Source organism: Hyphococcus luteus, from assembly GCF_002943565.1.
Lineage (GTDB): Bacteria > Pseudomonadota > Alphaproteobacteria > Caulobacterales > Parvularculaceae > Hyphococcus > Hyphococcus luteus.
Window position 1 is genome coordinate 140,005 of record NZ_PJCH01000007.1, and the last position, 18,169, is coordinate 158,173.

Below are 18,169 nucleotides of genomic sequence, written 5' to 3' on the forward strand. Positions count from 1 at the left end.
TGATGCGGCCTGCATTGGATTCCCGCTGTCGCGGGAAGGAACGGAGAAATATTTTCTATCTATGCGGATTTAGCTCTGGCCGCTCTAATTCAAAGGCCCTAATTCAAAGGCTTGTCTTCGTCGCGCGCCGACGCCCATTCCGTCGACAGCATGGCGCTCGTCACGCCGAGTTTTTCCAGCGCGCGCTTCCAGATATCTTCTTTGGCGCCGTTAAAGATGATGTCTTCGTCCGGCTCGCAATGGATCCAGGCGTTCATCGCGATTTCTTTTTCAAGCTGGCCCGCGCCCCAGCCCGCATGACCGATGGCGAGAAGGCAGCGCCGCGGAGCTGCGTTCTTAGGCTCCTTGCCGGCGATGTCGATGAGAATGTCGCGGCTTGCCGTAAGGCCGAGCCCGTCGCCGAGCGCAAGCGTCGCATCGATCTCGTAATCGAGCGTGTGAAGGACAAGGCCGCGTTCGGTCTGCACCGGGCCGCCGAAAAACACGGGCGTTTCGTCCGCATCGTCCTGCGGCGCGATTTCAAGCTGCTCTAAAAGTTCGGACAAAGCCACGTCGTCAAGCGGCTTGTTGACGATGACGCCCATGGCGTGCTCCTCGTCATGGGCGCAAAGGAAGATCACCGAGCGGTCAAAGCGCGGGTCGCCCATATTGGGCATGGCGATCAGCATCTGGCCTGCAAGCGTATCGCCAGCCGGCGGGGGAGGCGGCGCATCCGTTTCTTCCATAGAGGAAAAAGTAGGACTCGCCCCGCGCCGATGCAAGAGGCCGCGTTTGACGGTGGACGGCGCGCCTTTGGACGCCTAAAAGCCCCGCAGAAGCAATGACAAAGGAGAATTGAACGTGACCATTGCTGTCGGCGACAAAATTCCGGACGTGAAAGTCATGGTGGCCACGGGCGAAGGCCCGCAGGCGGCGCAGACCGGCGAGCTCTTGGGCTCGGGCAAAGTAGCGCTATTCTCCGTACCCGGTGCATTCACGCCGACCTGTTCGGCGAAACACCTGCCGGGCTTCGTTGAAAAAGCGGATGAGTTTAAATCGAAAGGCGTCGACAAGATCGTCTGCATGTCGGTGAACGACGCTTTCGTGATGAATGCCTGGGGCGAGGATCAAAAGACCGGCGACAAAGTCGTCATGCTGGCGGACGGCAATGGCGATTTCGCCCGCGCCCTCGGCCTTGTCATGGACGGCACGGGTTTCGGCATGGGCGAGCGCTCGCAGCGTTTTTCCGCCGTCATCGACAATGGCGTCGTCAAAGAACTGAATGTCGAAGCGCCCGGCGCTTTTGACGTCTCCAGCGCCGAACACATGCTCGGCCAGCTTTAATATTCGATCTTCATCCTGAGGAGCCTGAACGTCTCTTCGTCCTTCGAGTCCGCGCGCATTTCATGCGCGCCCTCAGGATGAAGAGGCGTTCGGGCGTCTCGAAGGATCAGGCGAAAGCCTGCGCCGCCTGACAGGCGAGCGCGTCGGCGCGTTCGTTTTCCGGGTGGCCGTCATGGCCCTTCACCCAGCGCCAGTCGACATCGCGTTCCTCGGCGAGCGCGTCGAGCCTTTCCCAGAGATCGCGGTTCTTCACCGGCTTTTTCGCCGCGTTCTTCCAGCCATTGCGCTTCCAGCCCTTGATCCAGCCGGTGATGCCGTTCTTCACATACTGGCTGTCGGTGTGGATGACGACGCTCGCGCCCTTCGGCGTTTCCTCGAGCGCGCGGATGGCCGCGAACATCTCCATGCGGTTGTTGGTCGTCGCCTCTTCGCCGCCGTTCAGCTCCCGGCGGGCGCCGTCTTCAATAATCAAAACACCCCAGCCGCCGGGCCCCGGATTGCCGAGGCAGGCGCCGTCGGTAAAGACTTCGATCATGTGCAATTCCTGCTGGTTTGGTCCTAGCTGGCGAGCCGCAGCGGAGATTTGAAAGTGATCGTCTCGCGCGCGGTCTCAACGGTTTCGACGCGCACCGTGCGGCGCGCCGCCAGCGCGGTCAAGAACTCCTCGACAAGCGTTTCCGGCGCCGAGGCGCCGGCGGAAAGCCCGATCACGCGCGCCTTGGCGATACGCGCCCAGTCCGCGGCTTCGGCGTCTTCCAAAAGCACGGCGTCTTTCGCGCCGGCGGCGCGCGCCGTCTCCACGAGCCGCACGGAATTCGATGAGGTCGGCGAGCCGATGACGATGAAGAGGTCGGTCCCCGCCGCGCTCGCTTTCACCGCCTGCTGCCGGTTCGAGGTGGCGTAACAGATGTCTTCTTTCGCCGGTCCGGCGATTTGCGGAAAGCGCTCCTTGAGCGCGGCGAGAATGTCGCGGGTCTCGTCGACGGAGAGAGTCGTCTGCGTCGCATAGGCGAGGGGCCCTTTGGCGTCCGGCAGGGCGGCCACGTCCGCAATGCTTTCAACCAGGATGACCGAGCCTTCCGGCGCCTGGCCCATCGTGCCGACGACTTCCGGATGGCCGCGATGGCCGATGAGAATGACCTTGCGGCCGGCGGCGATATGGCGGCGGGTTTGCGAATGGACTTTGAGGACCAGCGGGCAGGTGGCGTCGATTTTGACGAGCTTGCGGGCCGACGCCTGGTCATGGGCCGCTTTCGGCGCGCCATGGGCGGAGAAGACGACAGGCCGGTCGGCGGGAACGTCCTCGAGATTTTCGACGAAAACCGCGCCCATGGCCGAGAGGCGGGCGACCACATGATTGTTGTGAACGATCTCGTGGCGCACATAGACCGGCGCGCCATAGGCGGCGAGCGTGTCTTCGACGGTGCGAATCGCGCGCTCCACGCCGGCGCAAAAGCCGCGCGGACTCGCAAGACGCACCGCGACGGGCGGTTTTGGAGCTGTCATGTCAGCTGCGCTCCTCATGGGCCTTTCTAGCGGCCATTTCGTTTCCATGCCCCTAACTTTCCGCGGGCCCTAATTTTCCGCGGGTTTGACGCCGCATCCGGCGCGGGCCTTCTCTTCAGGGGGACGCCGATTCGGTGATTGCGCCCCCGGCGGCGAGACGCTACGAGAGGCTGCCCTCGTTTGGGCGCCGCCGCGGCGAACTCCGGACTACCGTCCAGTCCGGGCGCCGGAAAGGCGGCCCCAAGGCGAATTTGTGGAATAAATATAAGGGTTCGGGCCGATGAAAAAACTCCTCGCGACAGCGCTTTTCGCCGCAGCCGCCGCCGCGCTGACGGGGTGCGCCAGCTCCAAGAAAGCGCGCGCCGCCCGGGAAGCCAATCCGGCCCCCTGTCCCAACATCCTGATCCTGAACGAAGCTTCCCGGTTCATCGAGTTCGACGGGGAAGAGAGCGCGGATAACATCGCCTATTCAGGCGAGATGGTCGATGTGACCTCCACCTGCCGGTATTACGCCGACGAACCGATCGAGGCGGGCATCACTATGGACCTTGCTTTCGGGCGCGGGCCGAAGGGCGAAGAGGATGAAAAGCTGTTTACCTATTTCGTCGCCGTCACCCGCAAGGACTCCGAGGTGATCGCCAAGAAGGAATTCCAGATCCCTGTCAAATTCAGCGAGGACGAGCCGATCCAGGTGGAGCAGGTCGATATCGACAAGGTGGAGATTCCGCGCGCGGGCGAAAACATCTCCGGCCTCAATTTTGAAATCATTGTCGGCTTTTCGGTGACGCCGAAACAGGCGATCTTCAACCGCTCCGGCAAGAGCCTGAAGTTTCCCGATCTGAAATGACCCTGAAAGACGAATTGTCGGCCATCGCCGGCGAAGCCTTCGCCGCCGAAGGGCTGGACGCAGGGCTGGGCGCGGTGAAAGCCGCCGACCGGCCTGATCTCGCCCAGTTCCAGTGCAACGGCGCGCTCGCCGCCGCGAAAGCAGCGAAGAAGAATCCGCGCGAGATTGCGGGCGCCGTCGCCGATAGACTGTCCGCGCGCCCGGAATTTTCCGAAGTCACGGTCGCCGGGCCGGGCTTCATCAATCTCAAGCTGACGCCGGATTTCCTCGCGGCCCGCATCGACGCGCTCGGCGCCGACGGCCGGTTCGGCGGCTGGGAAAAAGAAACGCCCGAAAAGATCGTCATCGATTATGGCGGGCCGAATGTCGCCAAGCCCTTGCATGTGGGCCATCTGCGCGCCGGGATCATCGGCGAGAGTCTGAAACGGATCATGCGGTTCGCCGGCGACGACGTGACCGGCGACGTGCATCTCGGCGACTGGGGCCTGCAGATGGGCCAGCTCATCTCCGAGCTCGAACTGCGCCAGCCGGACCTCGTTTATTTCGACCCCCAGGCGGAAGGGCCGTTTCCTGAAGAGCCGCCCATAAGTCTTTCCGATCTTGAGGAAATGTATCCCGCGGCTTCGGCGGCGTGCAAAGACGACCCGGCCCGCGCCGACCTCGCCCGCAAGGCGACCAAGGCGCTGCAGGCTGGCCGGCCCGGCTATGTCGCCCTGTGGCGCCATTTCGTGACGCTTTCCGTCAACGCCATGAAAAAAGACTACGCCGATCTCGAGGTCGAGTTCGATCTCTGGAAAGGCGAGGCGGACGCCGATCCCCTGATCCCGGAGCTGACGGAGGACCTTAAAAAGCGCGGCGTTCTCGAGGAATCGGACGGCGCTGAGATCATCCGCGTCGCCCGCGAGGACGACAACAAAGAGATGCCGCCGATCATCTTCCTCAATTCCGAAGGGGCGGTGGGCTATCACGCGACGGACATCGCCACCATTGTCGACCGCAAGCGCGCGCTCGACCCCGACCGCATCCTCTATGTGGTGGACGCGCGCCAGCGGCTGCACTTCGAACAAGTGTTCCGGGCCGTCGCCAAGGCCGGCTATTTCGACGAGGCGCGGCTCGAGCATCTCTGGTTCGGGACCATGAACGGCAAGGACGGCAAGCCGTTCAAGACCCGCGCCGGCGGCACGCTGAAGCTCAGGGACCTGATCGAAACGGTGACGGACAAAGCCCGCGAGCGCCTTGAAGAGAACGGCTTTGCGGAAGGCTATGGCGAAGCGGAGACCCGGGAAGTGGCGCGCCAAGTGGGCGTCGCGGCCTTGAAATTCGCCGATCTCTCCAATCCGCGCACCAGCGATTATATTTTCGATCTCGACCGCTTCATGGCGTTTGAAGGCAAGACCGGGCCTTATCTTCTATACGCCAGCGTGCGGGTGCGCTCGGTCATCGCCAAGGCGAAGACGGCAGGCGCGGGCGAGGCGGGGCCCGCCATGCTCGCCGCGCCGGAAGAGGTCGACTTGGCGCTGGTGCTGCTCGGGTTCGCCGATGCGCTGCGCGATGCTTACGCCAAGCGCCTGCCGCATCTTCTCTGCGACCACGCCTTCACGCTCGCCCAGACCTTTTCGAAGTTCTACGCCGCCTGCCGGATCGTCGATGAGGGGGATGCGAAACTGCGCGCCTCGCGCCTTGCGCTGGCGTCCGCCGTCGGCGGCCAGCTCGATCTCATTCTTTCCCTGCTCGGATTTTCGGCGCCGGAGCGCATGTAGCGCGCGAAGCTGTGGCGCCCGGTCCACACTCTTGCTGTAAAATTCGCCGGGGCTTAGCGGAAAATGCTGTTACGCCATAACGCTCACGCGCTAAGCGCGCGTGAATCTTGATGTTATTTTCCACAAGATTGCGTTTTCAATAAACCGCTTCAGACGTCACAAAAGATTTAGAAGAACAAGCTGTCGTTGTCACGCAATTGTCATCTAGTTTACCTAAGGCCTGTCGCGTATTTCGCGCTGCACACTAAAGCAGCAGTGCAGCAGATTCAGCTTGGGGAATATCAACATGAAGCTAATGAAAACGCTCTCCGCCGGCGTGGCGGCGATTGCGATTACGACCGCCTTCACGACGGTCGTCGCGCCGACGCCGGCGCATGCGCAGCAGACTGACGCCAGCATTCGCGGCACGGTTATCTCTGCAGACGGTTCGCCGCTGTCAGGTGCAACTGTGTCAATCGTTCACGCGCCGTCGGGCACCGCCTCTTCGGCGACGACCTCCGCGAACGGCACCTTCTTCGAAAGCGGCCTGCGCGTCGGCGGCCCCTACACGCTTACTGTCAGCGCCCCGGGCTTTGAGCCGGAAGTTGTCGAGGGCGTTTATCTCGAGCCGGGCAGCGCCCAACGCGTCGTCATCGACTTGCGGCGCTTGGCGACGTCTGACGAAATCATCGTTCTTGGCACTCGCGCGCCGTCGATCGATCTTAACAACGGCGCCGGTTCCGCCTTCGACGCTTCTGACATCGCCAACCAGCCTTCCGTTACCCGCGACGTCGTCGACACGCTTGTGCGCGATCCGCTCGTCAATCGCGGCTCCGGCACAGGCGAAATCTCCATTGCCGGCGTGAACCCGCGCTACAACGCCTTGGCGCTTGACGGCGTGCTGCAGGGCGACGATTTCGGCCTGTCTTCGTCCATCTATCCGACGGCGCGCTCGCCGATTTCGCTGGATTCAATCGAATCCGCCTCTGTTGTGGCGTCGAGCTATGATGTTGAATCAAGCGGTTTCCAGGGCGGCCTGATCAACGTCGTGACGAAATCGGGCACGAATGAGTTTCACGGTTCGGGCTACTGGTTCCGTTCCGGCCAGAACTTCCTCGGCGAGATTTCTGACGGCACGCTAGTTCCCGCTTCTGAATTTAAGGAGCGTGAATGGGGTCTCAGCCTCGGCGGCCCTGTCATCAAAGACAAGCTGTTCTTTTTCGCCAGCTACGAAAACTTCAAATCAGCGTCTCCTGCGAACTTCGCCGGCACGGATGCTCAAAACGGCATCCTCGATCCGACGACATTCTACAGCACGTTGAATGATCGCATTCAGGATGGCACCAACTTTAACCCTGGCGGTCGTCCGGGTTCCACATCCTTGCCAACCAGCACGAAGCGGTTCCTTGGCAAAATCGACTGGAATATCAACGAAGACCACCGTCTCGAAGCAAGCTATCAGCGCACCCGCGAGACCGGCACGTCCGTTTCGTCGACGAGCTTCACCTCGGCCTGGTACGATACGCCTCAGGATCTCGACACGTATTCGGGGGGCATCTACTCTGACTGGACGGACAATTTCTCGACTGCGCTTCGCGTCGGCTATAAAGACAATGTCCGCGGTCAGAATTGCCGTGCTGGAAGTGATTTCAGCGAAATCCAGCTTCAGCTTGAAGGCGCGGACGTCGCCATGGATCCGGCTTTTGCCGGCTTGATCGATCCGGTGGTGTTCGGCGACCAGACGTTTGTCGCAGGCTGCGACCGTTTCCGTCATGGCAACGAATTCGACGACAACCGCCTGCAGATTTTTGCTTCGGGCAATTATGAGTGGCAAGATCACGTCACGACATTCGGCGGGGAGTACGAGAATTACGAGCTTCGCAACCTATTCCTGTCCGACTCGAACGGCACATTCATTTACGAAAGCCTTGATGAGCTCGACAACAACACGGGCGTTGATGTGGCGTACCGCAACGTCATCACGAATGACAAAAACGACGCTGCAGCGACTTGGGGCTACAGCAAGATGAGCCTCTTCGTTCAGGATGAGTGGCAGTTTACGCCAAACTTTGCTTTCAATGTGGGCGTTCGTTACGAGCGCTTCTTCCAGAGCGATGAGCCGCCGGCGCGTGCAGACTTCATGGCTGCCTATGGCCGCACCAACACAGACAATCTGGATGGCGTCGACATTATTCAGCCGCGTTTCGGCTTCAACTATGAGCCGTTCGACCGGACGACGATTTCGGGCGGTTTCGGCCTCTTTTCCGGCGGCAACCCGCAAGTTTGGGTTTCAAACGCGTTCCAGCCGCAGATATTTTCTGTCAGCGGCACTTTTGATGGTGTGACGCCTGGCATGATCCCGTCGAGCCTGATCAACGAAGTCGCTAACTCTGATCCGACGACGCCGACTTTCATTGACACGATCTCACCTGACTTTAAGATTCCTTCGCAATGGAAGGGCTCCGTCCGTCTTACTCAGGGCTTCGATCTCGATTTCGGTTCGATCAATCTCGGCACGGATTACCAGATCACGGTTCAGTATCTCTATTCGAAGATCAAAGACGACTTTGTCTGGCGGAACCTTGCGCAAACCGAGCTGGGCCTTGCTCAGGGCGTTGCGCCCGACGGCCGGCCGATCTACGCCAACCTGCAGGAAATTGGCGTCGATAACGCCGTCGAGCTTGGTAATGTCAGCGGCGGCCGCAGCCACATCTTCTCGGTGGCGTTGGCCAAGCAGTATGAAAACGGCTTTAATTTCGACGCTTCCTACGCTTATCAGGACGTCGACAGCGTGACGCCGGGCACGTCGTCTCGCGCTGTTTCCAACTGGCGTTCGCTCGTGACCTTTGACCGGAACAACCCGGAAGTTGGCACGGCGCCGTTCGAAACCAAGCACGCCTTCAACATCAATCTTGGTTACGAGAATAATTTCTTCGGCGACCTGATCACCCGCCTCGATCTGTTCGGCTCCATTCAGTCGGGCGATCCGTTCAGCTACGTGTTCAACGTTTCCTCATCGAACCCGCTGTTCGGCCGCGCCGGCAACTTTGAATCGCCGTATGACAACGACCTGCTTTACATCCCGGCCATGTCGGGCGGCATGTCGTCGGACGCCGGCGTTGTCTTCGCCTCCGGCTTTGACGGCGGCGCGTTCGAATCTTTCGTCAATGAGCAAGGCTACGAGCAGGGAGCGATCATCGGCAAAAACTCTCGCCGGGGTCAGTGGAACCAGCTTTGGAGCTTCCGCTTCCAGCAGGATCTGCCGTTCGCCAATTTCGGTTGGGATCGTCTTGACGAAAACCGTTTGAAGCTTGTCGTCGACATCTTCAACGTGGCGAACCTCATCAACGACAAATGGGGTACGCGTTACGATGCGCCGGGCTTCGACACGCAAGGCGTTGTTATCGCCGATCTTGTAAGCGCCGACGATGTCGCCATGAACGGCATTGACGGCGCAACGGCGCTGACCGGCAATGATCCGGCGACCGTCTGCGTCAGCGAAGGCGACTGTCTTTACCGGTATGAGTCCTTCAGCGAGCAGCCGGCCTCCTTCGCGAACCTGTCCCAGTCGGTCTACAAGATCCGCGTGGGCATTCGCCTCGATTTCTAATCCTTACGGGAATATCCGGAAAAGGCGGGCCTTGGCTCGCCTTTTTCTTTTTTAGAGCTGCGTCCAATGAGGGCGGCGCGCAGAAACGGATAGTGGCGATCGCCGGGAACGGCTGCTCTTAATTGGAGAAGCGCCCTTCTTTTTTCTTTTCAATGGCTTTCATGCCTGCTCGATCGATATATTGACTTTCGTCCGGTCAACGGTTCACGTTCAAAGTATAGATAATAAAAACGAGGGCGGGCTATTGGATTCGGTCAATACTGAGGAAGCGGGACCGGGCGATGATTCAGGTCTCGTCTGCCTTGCGCTGATCCTGAAATTTTTGCAGATCGCCGCCGAGCCGGCTCAGTTGAAGCACCAGCTTGGCGCCGAGGCGGCCTCTCCCGAGCCGGGCGATCTTGCACGCCTCGCAAAACGGCTCGGCGCGCGCTCCAAGGTGACGCGCCTTAAGACCGGACAAGATCTTGCGGATTATCCTCTTCCTGCGATCGGTCGCTGGCGGCACGGCGGATATTTTATCTTGGGGAAATATGGCGAGGACCGGGTGCTCGTTCAGGATCCGGCTGAAGGCAAGCCTGCGACGTTGGCTCTGTCCGATTTCGAAGCGCGCTGGTCCGGCGAACTCCTGCTGGTGACGACGCGGTCCAAGCTGGCGGGCGACGAACGCGCTTTTGATGTTTCCTGGTTTATTCCCGCGTTGGTCAAATATCGCGGCCTTTTGGGCGACGTGCTGGCGGCGTCGTTTTTTCTGCAACTGTTCGGCCTTATTACGCCGCTTTTCTTCCAGGTCGTCATTGACAAGGTGCTGGTCCATAAAGGCCTGACGACGCTTGATGTCATGCTGCTCGGCCTCGCCGTCGTCTCTGTCTTTGAAGTGCTGATGGGCGCGCTTCGCACTTATGTGTTTTCACATACGACGAACCGCGTCGATGTCGAGCTTGGCTCGCGCCTGTTCGATCATTTGTTGCGGCTTCCGCTTTCTTACTTTGAATCGAGGCCGGTCGGCCATTCCGTGGCGCGGGTCCGCGAACTGGAAAATATTCGGGATTTTCTGACGTCATCGTCCGTCACGCTGATTCTCGATCTTTTTTTCACCGTCGTCTTTTTCGCCGTCATGTATCTTTATTCGCCGTTCTTGACGTTGATCGTCGCGGCGTCATTGCCTTTTTATATTTTGATCAGCGTGTTCATCACGCCGCCTTTGCGCGCGCGGCTTGACGAGAAATTCAAGCGCGGCGCGGAAAATCAGGCCTTCCTTGTAGAGAGCGTTGTGGGCGTCGAGACGCTGAAGGCCATGGCGGTTGAACCGCAGATGAAGCGCCAGTGGGAGGAAAAGCTGGCGGGTTATGTGGGGTCCTCGTTCAGCGCAAACATGCTTGGCAATTGGGGCAGCCAGTCTGTACAGCTTGTCAACAAGCTGACTATAGCGGCGACTCTATATTTTGGTGCAAAGCTGGCCATTAACGGCGACATCACCATCGGTCAGCTCGTTGCGTTCAACATGCTCGCGGGGCGGGTTGCAATGCCCATTTTGCGCCTCGCCCAATTGTGGCAGGATTTTCAGCAAATGCGTATCTCTGTTGCACGCCTCGGCGATGTTTTAAACACGCCGGCGGAACCCTCTCATAATCCGAACAGAACCAATCTTGGCGAGATCAAAGGGGATATCCGGTTTGAACAAGTCACGTTCCGATATCGTCCCGACGGGCCGGAAGTGTTGAGGCGGGTGAATTTTTCGCTGCAGCCCGGCGAAATTCTTGGGATTGTCGGCCCTTCGGGCTCCGGCAAGTCGACGCTCGCGAAACTGGTTCAGCGCATGTATGTGCCTGAGAGCGGGCGGGTGCTTATCGACGGCATTGACCTGACCCTGGCGGATCCGGCCTGGCTGCGGCGGCAGATTGGCGTCGTTCTTCAAGAGAATATTCTGTTTAAACGCCCGGTCCGTGAGAATATCGCTTTATCTGATCCGGCGCGCGATATGAATTCGGTTATGGCGGCGGCGCAGCTTGCCGGCGCTCATGATTTTATTCTGCAGCTTTCCGAAGGCTATGACACGCAAATTGACGAGCGCGGCGGCAATTTGTCCGGCGGCCAGCGCCAGCGGATCGCTATCGCCAGAGCGCTGCTGACCAATCCGCGCATTCTGGTTTTCGATGAGGCGACGAGCGCGCTGGACGCCGAAAGCGAAGAAATAATTCAAAATAATCTGAAAGTGATGGCCCGCGGGCGGACTGTTATGATCATTGCGCACCGGCTGTCCGCCATACGCCAGGCCGACCGTATTATCGCGCTCGATAAAGGCGAAATCGTCGAGGAGGGCAGTCATCAAGCCTTGCTCGAGCGAGACGGGATTTATGCACGGTTGTGGCGTAAGCAAATGGGCCTGGCCGGAGCGGCGGAGTGATGTTCTCAGCATTGTCAAAGCATTGGACGGTGCTGAAAGCCGCCTGGCGCGAAGAAAACGAAAACCGTAAATCGCGCCGGCGCCATAAAGAACATGCTTTTCTTCCCGCCGCTCTTGAAATTATGGAAAAGCCGCCATCGCCGATCGGGCGCGCCATTTTATGGACGATCATGGCGTTTTTTACGATCGCGGTTTTATGGGCTGTGTTCGGCCGGGTGGACGTTGTGGCGACCGCCGCCGGCAAAATCTTGCCGCGCGAGCGTGTAAAAGTCATTCAGGCGCCGGATGTAGGCGTCGTGCGCGCCGTCTATGTGACCGATGGCGACCGTGTCGCTGCGGGGGACGTGCTTATTGATTTCGATCCGACGAACGCGGCGGCGGAGCAGGTGCAGGCCCGCGAGCAGCTGGGGATTGCAGAGATTGATCTGGCGCGCGGCGAAGCCTTGCTGGCGTTCATTCTTGGCGGCGAACCCCGCTTCGCTGACGACGGCGTCGATCCCGCCGTGGCGGCGCGGCAGCGCGCGCTGATAGACGCGCAAATCGCTGAATATAAAGCGCGCCAGGCGGCGCTGATCAAACAACGCGATGAACGCACAGCCGACCTCGCCGTGATTGACAGCCAGATTTCAAAGTTGCGCGAAACGCTGCCCATGGTGCGCGAGCAGGTGACGGCGCGCGAAGAGCTGCTCGAACAGGGCTATGCGGCGCGGCTGATGGTCCTCGAGGTCAAGGAAAGACAGGTCTCGATGGAAAAGGATCTGCAAATCGCCGGCGATCAGCGCCGCAAAGCTGAGGCCTCTATTGAAGCGGCCAATCGCGAGCTGGATCAGCTGCGTGAAGAGTTTCGAAAAACCGTTCTTGCTGAGCTCGCCGAAGCCGAAGCCCGGGCGCGGCTCGCACGGGAGGACCTCAACAAGGCCGATCTGAGGCGCGATCTTCAAAGTTTGAAAGCGCCCGTCGACGGCGTCGTTCAACAGCTTTCCGTCTATACGGTCGGCGCCGTGGTCAAGCCAGCTGATCCCTTGCTGGTTGTCGTGCCGGGCGAAGGCGAGCTTGTTGTCGACGCGATGATCCTGAACAAGGACATCGGTTTTGTCGAAGAGGGCGATGCCGTCGAGGTCAAGCTGGAAGCTTTTCCCTTCACCAAATACGGCGTTATCGACGGCGTTCTCGAAGATATTTCGAACGACGCGATCCAGGATGAAAATCTTGGTCTCGTTTATCAGGGGCGCGTAAAGCTCGCGCGCCAGACGATTCGCATTGACGGTCGCGACATCGCCTTGTCTCCCGGCATGGCGTCCACTGTGGAAATCAAAACGGGCACGCGCCGCATCATCGAATTTCTGTTGTCGCCTTTATTGCGGTACCGGGACGAAGCCCTGCGCGAGCGGTGAAATAAAAATATTGTAATTTTATTGTTTACATCAGAATGAGCGCGGTTAAGGTTTAAGCATAGTTGTGTGGGAGAAAGAGAGTTACTTCGCTGAGAAAGTGAAGCTCACGCGCCGGCGCCGTAATAAATGCGGCGCGCGCAAAGGCTTCTTTGCAGCGTAATCAGCTTTTCCCGATATTGCCGGTGTTGTGTCTCATTTGTTGCGTTTGTTGTGTGTGGGCGGCGTGACCCGCTGGGTCGCGCTGGCGTTGTTTCAAAAATAAGGAAACAAAGCGCGCCTTTGTGCGCGGACGGTTGAGTTTTGCCCATGTGCAGGGTGCGCGCTTGCGTGCGGTGCGCGGGGAACGCATCCTCTTTGTGCAAATTTCCGCAATGAGGAGACGTGACGATGAGTGATGACAAGAAATCGGGCGGGCCGCCGGCAGGCGGCCCCAAAAGTCCCGGGAAGAATAACGGGAACGGCGGTAAGGGAGCAGGGTCCGGCATGTCGCAAACAGCGGTTTCAGGCGAAGGCGAGGCGGGCGCAAACGGCGCCGGCGCCATCGACAGGGAAAAAACCGCCAGCGCCTCGGGCGCGGCCAAGCCCACCGTCTCTCACATGCTCGGCGAAATCACCTGGCTCATGTCGCAATCGCCGACGCACAAGCATTTCGCCATCGGCGATCTCGAATGGCTGGTCATGCCGGCGATTTTATTGGAGCAGTTCCGGGTTTTTCACGGCGAGAAACAGCCCGTCGGTTTCGCGCTCTGGGCGCAGTTTTCCGAAGAGGCGGAGGCGCGGTTCAAGGCGCAGGTCGAAGCGGGCCAGGGCGCGCGGCTCAGGCCCCAGGAGTGGAAATCCGGCGACCGCCTCTGGCTCGTCGATCTCGTCGCGCCGCAGGCGACGCCCGAAAACAAGCTTGTCGAGGCCATGCTCGCCGATCTCGTTCAGAACGTCTTTGGGCAGAGGAAATTCAAATTCCACGTCACCGACCCCGCGACGGGCAATCGCACGGAACGGGAGATCGGGGGATGAGGATTCTTATTAAGAGCATAAAATTTGGGTTGATTCTAATTATCATTTTAGCTGGTTGTGCGAATGCTCAGCTATTTCATTACAGTGATGGGGGGCTCGTCCCAGAGGATGTCGACTGGATGGCAGAATTGTCCTCATTTTGCGCGTCACTGGTCGGGGACGAGGACATTACGCCGCTCTATGTGCATAGTTATCTGGATGGGGTAACCGGCACTTGCCGCAGCAAATGCATTGATGGATTACTCTTGGGCGAGTTTGATTATGTAGAACTCGCTATCAACCGAAAAAGCAATGTAGAGACAGTGAATAATTACTCGTTTTCGCCAGCGAATGGAAGATTCAGACTTGAGAGATATCCACACGGTCATCATAACTGCCATCTTTTTGACCGCATGCGCAAGAAGCAATTAGACGCTGGGATAGGGCCAATGCCCCGGAGCGAACTATCGCAAGCTCTAGATAGATATTGTATAGGCGTGCGGGAGGTAGATAAGTTTCAATCTACGTTTGGTGTGCGCCGAACGATACAAGACAATGAAGTCCGTCGTTCTGGTGAAGAAATTTATAATTTGAAAACAGGAGAAATTTATGCCGCTCGATATGAGGCGAGTTTTAAATTTAGCGCTCCCGGTGTGTACGGAAAAGTTGAATGCGCTAATGCTTCCAACAAAATCCGGAAGTCACACCTAACAAACTTCATTAAACCAATACGCAAAGAATAGGCTTGGGCATGTAGAATTGAGCTGAATAATTTTTGATCGCGGAGCACGTAAATGTCAGACTGCTATGATAAAATAATCACTTTGGAAGATAGTACAGATGACCTTTTGAACTGTCCGCGGGAAGTCTTTGGCGATCTGTCAAACGCAGCGAGCAAAGTACAAAAAAATGTCCTAGGGCTTAGCGTCGACAACCTTATAGTGCTTGCTGAGGCAGCGGTTAAATTTACTACAGTTGTCCTGCCTTCCGGTCGGATAGTGAGATTCGGCGAAAAGGTGTTGATCGCAGGGAAGACTCTCGATTTTGCAACGGAAGAAGAGCAGGCAGAGCTTGGTGCCTGGCTCATGTCTCGCGATGAGGCCGAGAGGTTACAGTCGGATTACCCAGACATCTTTGGAAACCAAGACATTGACGCTGTAAGGGCGCTCATCGCGTGGACCGATCCAGTGGTTTTTGACGCGGCAGAGGCCGCTTGGGATGAGCAATATGAAGAGGCGAGTCAAGATCCTGTTGACTCAGATAATTTATTTCCTGTCGATTTTAGCATCCAAAGTTATCTCAAAGTAGACGGGTCGTCCGCCTTTATGGTGGTTATAACTGACGATTCTGGAAACAGAGCATATGTAGCGCCCTTTGGAGATGCACGCGCGCTTTTGTTTGATTCAGAGGATGACGCGGAAAACTGGATAGCATCCTTAAATGATGGCGACAGATTCAATGTCACAAATAGTTTTGACGGTCTGGATGGAGCCCAAACAGCTGAGCTTCAATATGCCTCAAGTTATTCTGGTGGTGATACAGCCATTAGAGGAGAATTACCCCCCAACTATGCAAGTTGTTTTCTTGCGGGAACCCAAATCCTTCTGGCTAATGGGAAGAAGGTTCCTATTGAAAAAGTTGTTCCAGGGGATGAAATTTTCGCATTTGACGCCAAAGAAGATGCGGGGCGCGGTGATCTCGTACCTTGCAGGGTGGAAGCTGTATACCGTGGAGAAAGTGAAGCAGTTTTATCTTTCAATGACGTCAATGTCACTAAAGGTCATCTGTTCCTTGACATAAATGGTGGCTTCAGGCCGCTGGCTAAAATTTTGGAAGATGAGCGCCCAATGTAAGCGGTGCGCGGACCCCACGGTTACGCGGTGATTGACGCGTGCTATGATCTGCGCGCTTGGCTCTTTGACATTGTAAATTATTTTGCAGCGTATGCGAACGGCAAGAGTTCGTCGATGCGGGCCTGCGGCCAGCCGTTGGCGATTTTGGTGAAGATGTCGGTGAGATAGTCTTCCGGATTGACATCATTGAGTTTGCACGTTGTCAGGAGCGAGGCGAACCGGGCCCAGCTGTGAGCGCCCTCGGCGTTGCCGGCGAACAGGCTGTTTTTGCGCAATATTGCAATCGGACGAATCGAACGCTCGACAAAATTCGAGTCGATTTCGAGCCTGCCGTCATCGAGATAGCGCATCAGGCCTTCCCAATGATTGAAGGCGTAATTGATATCCTCCATCAGCGTTGAACGCTGGGACAGAATCTCGCTTTGCGCCTTCAGCCATTTATGGAACTCTTCCATCAGGGGCTTGGCCTTTTCCTGTCGCACATCGCGCCGGTGATTTGGCGGCTTGCCGCGTATCGGGTCTTCGACCTCATAGATCCTGGCTATTTTCTGGACCGCTTCCTTGGCGATCGATCCGTATCCGTCCTTGATCTCGTCGAAGAACCGGCGGCGCAAATGCGCCATGCAAAATGACAGCGCGATAGGGCTGTTCTTTTGAGTGTCGTTGGCGACCGCCTTGTAAGAACTAAGCCCGTCGACCTGCACGGCGCCGCTCACGCCTTCGAGCACTTCAGCCGCGCTCCCCTTGCAGCGGCCCGGCTTATAAAAATAGGCGACTGCAGGCGGCTCATCGCCAGCGTAAGGCCGCGGATCGCGCGCCAGCGCCCAAAGCTGGCCTTTCTTCACCTCGCCATTGCCGGGCGCAAGCACCGGCATCGGCGTTTCGTCGCAAAAGAGCGGCTCGGACTGCTTGATGTCCATAACGAGGCGATCATAGACGGGCTGCACTTCATAAGCCGCGCGCCCGATCCAGTTGCACAGCGTCGACCGGTCAAGATCGACGCCGCTCCTCGCAAAAATATCGGCTTGCCTGTAGGCGGGAAGATAATCGCCGAACTTTGAGACCACCACATTAGCGATCAACCGCTCCGTCGGCAGGCCGCTTCTGATGATATGCGGCGCCGCCGGCGCCTGGACCAGCGCGTTCTCGCATTTGCGGCAGCCATAGCGCGGGCGGCGGGTGCGGATCACTCGCAGCCTTTGCGGCACGATGTCGAGCCGCTCGGAGACGTCTTCGCCGATGACGTGCAGGGCGCAGCCGCAATCGGCGCAGACGTTCGCTACCGGCTCGATGACCTGGTCTTCACGAGGCAGGCTCGCCGGCAAGGCGCCGAGATTGGCCTTGCGCGCCCGCTTTTCGGCGAGCGCCGGCTCAAACGCTTCCTGCGCCTGTTGGATTTCGCCGATCGCCTGTGCGGTGTCTTCAAGCAGCAGCGCCAGCTGATCGGCGTCGAGCTTTTCGGAACGCCGTCCATATTGGGCGCGATTGAGGACCCGCACATGATGGTCGAGCCGGTCGTTTAATTCCTGCAGTGACTGGACGCGATGTTTCAGGCCGGCGATCTCTTCGTCGCGTTCCGCAAGGCTGCAGTCGCGATCGGCGATTTCCGATGTGAGTTTTTCCTTTTCGGCCTGCGCTTCGACCGTCAGCGCAGCGATGATCGCCTTCAGCGCATCTGCATCGTCAGGAAGCTGATCAAGGCGAAAATCCATGCACATTAATGTGCGCTGTTTCGCTTTCTTTCCCAACAAGTTTTTGATAAACTCAAGCGATAATTTTAGGCTTTCTCGTTCGGCGCGCCGTATGCACTTTTCTCCAGTCAATGCCTTCCACAAGCGCGCTGAACTGAACCGGCGACAGCGACATCACGCCGTCATTAATCGGCGGCCAGCGAAACGACCGGTCTTCGATCTTTTTATGCACAAGCACGAGCCCGGAGCTGTCCCAGGTCAAAATCTTCACCGCGTGTGCGTTTTTCGGCCGGAAGATGAACGCCGCGCCGGAGAACAGATCAATCTTGGTGATTTCCTGGACGATCACCGACAGGCCCTGATGGCCTTTGCGGAAGTCGACCGGCTTCGCATAGAGATAAAAGCGCTTCGGCGCATGTCCGTTGATCATGGGCTGGTCAGCGCCGCCCGCGCAGCGCATCGAGCACGATATTCAACAGCACCCGGTCCGTCCGCGGGAGAACCCGCACCGTCGCCCCGCCGACCTCTATCTCAATCGGCGAGCTGTTATCACGGTCAAAACGGCGCGCACGCCCCGAACGATAACGATCTTCGCCCCGCGGCTGGTCGCCGGCGTCATCATCCACAACGACCTCAACAAAATCTTCACGCCGCGCGCGGCGGCGATGGTCACGTTCGGGATTCCGCTCATGGTCGGAATGCGTTCTATCACTGGTCAAAATCAAATGCCTCAAAGCGGAAATTCATCAATGAGACAATGATGGCCCACGCCGACCGTCAAGAACAGGTGGGGTCCGGGCGTCGCTTAC

15 protein-coding genes are annotated in these 18,169 nt (G+C 58.2%); 10 read left to right on the forward strand and 5 right to left on the reverse strand.

Translation table 11 applies throughout. The features are described from left to right. Nucleotides 1–98 precede the first annotated feature (98 nt). Nucleotides 99–725, reverse strand: coding sequence for a YqgE/AlgH family protein (locus CW354_RS12115; protein ID WP_104830356.1), 627 nt, complete (start codon nucleotides 723–725; stop codon nucleotides 99–101). A 115-nt stretch (nucleotides 726–840) separates the two neighbouring features. Between CW354_RS12115 and CW354_RS12120 the strand changes: the two genes are divergently transcribed. After that, nucleotides 841–1,323: a peroxiredoxin gene (locus tag CW354_RS12120; protein ID WP_104830375.1), complete on the forward strand. Its 483-nt coding sequence runs from the start codon at nucleotides 841–843 to the stop codon at nucleotides 1,321–1,323. A gap of 106 nt (nucleotides 1,324–1,429) precedes the next feature. Here CW354_RS12120 and rnhA read toward each other — a convergent pair whose 3' ends face one another. Further along, nucleotides 1,430–1,858, reverse strand: a complete 429-nt coding sequence (gene rnhA / locus CW354_RS12125) for a ribonuclease HI (RefSeq protein WP_104830357.1) — start codon at nucleotides 1,856–1,858, stop codon at nucleotides 1,430–1,432. Between the two features lie 23 nt (nucleotides 1,859–1,881). Then, entirely contained in the window at nucleotides 1,882–2,829 is a 948-nt protein-coding gene (gene ispH, locus CW354_RS12130) for a 4-hydroxy-3-methylbut-2-enyl diphosphate reductase (protein ID WP_104830376.1), read from the reverse strand. Nucleotides 2,830–3,109: 280 nt separating this feature from the next. Here ispH and CW354_RS12135 point away from each other — a divergent pair, with 280 nt between their 5' ends. The 8 genes from CW354_RS12135 to CW354_RS12165 all read left to right on the forward strand — a co-directional run bounded on the left by CW354_RS12135 (nucleotide 3,110) and on the right by CW354_RS12165 (nucleotide 15,669). Further along, nucleotides 3,110–3,676 carry a hypothetical protein gene (locus CW354_RS12135; RefSeq protein WP_104830358.1) on the forward strand — a complete coding sequence of 189 codons (567 nt, stop codon included), beginning with the start codon at nucleotides 3,110–3,112 and terminating at the stop codon, nucleotides 3,674–3,676. Further along, nucleotides 3,673–5,436, forward strand: a complete 1,764-nt coding sequence (gene argS / locus CW354_RS12140) for an arginine--tRNA ligase (RefSeq protein WP_104830359.1) — start codon at nucleotides 3,673–3,675, stop codon at nucleotides 5,434–5,436. Before CW354_RS12135 ends, argS begins: the two co-directional genes overlap by 4 nt. 286 nt (nucleotides 5,437–5,722) lie before the next feature. Beyond that, a complete protein-coding gene (locus CW354_RS12145) occupies nucleotides 5,723–9,025 on the forward strand; it encodes a TonB-dependent receptor (protein WP_104830360.1) in 3,303 nt (1,100 codons plus the stop codon). A 244-nt stretch (nucleotides 9,026–9,269) separates the two neighbouring features. Continuing rightward, nucleotides 9,270–11,429 (forward strand): type I secretion system permease/ATPase, encoded by a 2,160-nt coding sequence (locus CW354_RS12150; RefSeq protein WP_104830361.1) that lies wholly within the window; start codon nucleotides 9,270–9,272, stop codon nucleotides 11,427–11,429. Continuing rightward, a complete protein-coding gene (locus CW354_RS12155) occupies nucleotides 11,429–12,823 on the forward strand; it encodes an HlyD family type I secretion periplasmic adaptor subunit (RefSeq protein WP_104830362.1) in 1,395 nt (464 codons plus the stop codon). The genes CW354_RS12150 and CW354_RS12155 overlap by 1 nt, the downstream gene beginning before the upstream one ends. Nucleotides 12,824–13,306: 483 nt before the next feature. Then, a complete protein-coding gene (locus tag CW354_RS12160; protein WP_104830363.1) occupies nucleotides 13,307–13,837 on the forward strand; it encodes a toxin-activating lysine-acyltransferase in 531 nt (176 codons plus the stop codon). Continuing rightward, complete coding sequence (locus tag CW354_RS23095) at nucleotides 13,834–14,559, forward strand: hypothetical protein (protein WP_133162296.1); 726 nt, start codon at nucleotides 13,834–13,836, stop codon at nucleotides 14,557–14,559. The genes CW354_RS12160 and CW354_RS23095 overlap by 4 nt, the downstream gene beginning before the upstream one ends. A 51-nt stretch (nucleotides 14,560–14,610) precedes the next feature. Continuing rightward, the gene (locus CW354_RS12165) at nucleotides 14,611–15,669 is read left to right on the forward strand and encodes a Hint domain-containing protein (RefSeq protein ID WP_104830364.1); all 1,059 of its coding nucleotides are present in this window, start codon (nucleotides 14,611–14,613) and stop codon (nucleotides 15,667–15,669) included. Nucleotides 15,670–15,746: 77 nt separating this feature from the next. Here the strand turns inward: CW354_RS12165 and tnpC are convergent, their stop codons facing one another. Together tnpC and tnpB are read right to left on the reverse strand one after the other, a co-directional pair. Next, nucleotides 15,747–17,381, reverse strand: a complete 1,635-nt coding sequence (gene tnpC / locus CW354_RS12170; RefSeq protein ID WP_104828937.1) for an IS66 family transposase — start codon at nucleotides 17,379–17,381, stop codon at nucleotides 15,747–15,749. A 52-nt stretch (nucleotides 17,382–17,433) separates the two neighbouring features. After that, nucleotides 17,434–17,790, reverse strand: coding sequence for an IS66 family insertion sequence element accessory protein TnpB (gene tnpB, locus CW354_RS12175; RefSeq protein ID WP_104829984.1), 357 nt, complete (start codon nucleotides 17,788–17,790; stop codon nucleotides 17,434–17,436). On the opposite strand from tnpB, the gene CW354_RS12180 reads away from it, so the two are divergent. After that, on the forward strand, nucleotides 17,789–18,121 hold the full coding sequence (locus tag CW354_RS12180; protein WP_104830365.1) for a hypothetical protein: 333 nt from the start codon (nucleotides 17,789–17,791) through the stop codon (nucleotides 18,119–18,121). The two genes, tnpB and CW354_RS12180, sit on opposite strands and share 2 nt — an antisense overlap. The last annotated feature ends 48 nt before the right edge of the window (nucleotides 18,122–18,169 follow it).

Excerpts from the sequence above, each read along its gene's own strand:
- ispH (WP_104830376.1), bottom strand. The coding sequence starts at position 2,829 with ATGACAGCTCCAAAACCGCCCGTCGCGGTGCGTCTTGCGAGTCCGCGC.
- tnpB (WP_104829984.1), bottom strand. The coding sequence starts at position 17,790 with ATGATCAACGGACATGCGCCGAAGCGCTTTTATCTCTATGCGAAGCCG.
- CW354_RS12180 (WP_104830365.1), top strand. The coding sequence starts at position 17,789 with ATGGGCTGGTCAGCGCCGCCCGCGCAGCGCATCGAGCACGATATTCAA.
- CW354_RS12160 (WP_104830363.1), top strand. The coding sequence starts at position 13,307 with ATGTCGCAAACAGCGGTTTCAGGCGAAGGCGAGGCGGGCGCAAACGGC.
- CW354_RS12165 (WP_104830364.1), top strand. The coding sequence starts at position 14,611 with ATGTCAGACTGCTATGATAAAATAATCACTTTGGAAGATAGTACAGAT.
- CW354_RS12145 (WP_104830360.1), top strand. The coding sequence starts at position 5,723 with ATGAAGCTAATGAAAACGCTCTCCGCCGGCGTGGCGGCGATTGCGATT.
- CW354_RS12135 (WP_104830358.1), top strand. The coding sequence starts at position 3,110 with ATGAAAAAACTCCTCGCGACAGCGCTTTTCGCCGCAGCCGCCGCCGCG.
- tnpC (WP_104828937.1), bottom strand. The coding sequence starts at position 17,381 with ATGGATTTTCGCCTTGATCAGCTTCCTGACGATGCAGATGCGCTGAAG.
- rnhA (WP_104830357.1), bottom strand. The coding sequence starts at position 1,858 with ATGATCGAAGTCTTTACCGACGGCGCCTGCCTCGGCAATCCGGGGCCC.
- CW354_RS12155 (WP_104830362.1), top strand. The coding sequence starts at position 11,429 with ATGTTCTCAGCATTGTCAAAGCATTGGACGGTGCTGAAAGCCGCCTGG.
- CW354_RS23095 (WP_133162296.1), top strand. The coding sequence starts at position 13,834 with ATGAGGATTCTTATTAAGAGCATAAAATTTGGGTTGATTCTAATTATC.
- argS (WP_104830359.1), top strand. The coding sequence starts at position 3,673 with ATGACCCTGAAAGACGAATTGTCGGCCATCGCCGGCGAAGCCTTCGCC.
- CW354_RS12115 (WP_104830356.1), bottom strand. The coding sequence starts at position 725 with ATGGAAGAAACGGATGCGCCGCCTCCCCCGCCGGCTGGCGATACGCTT.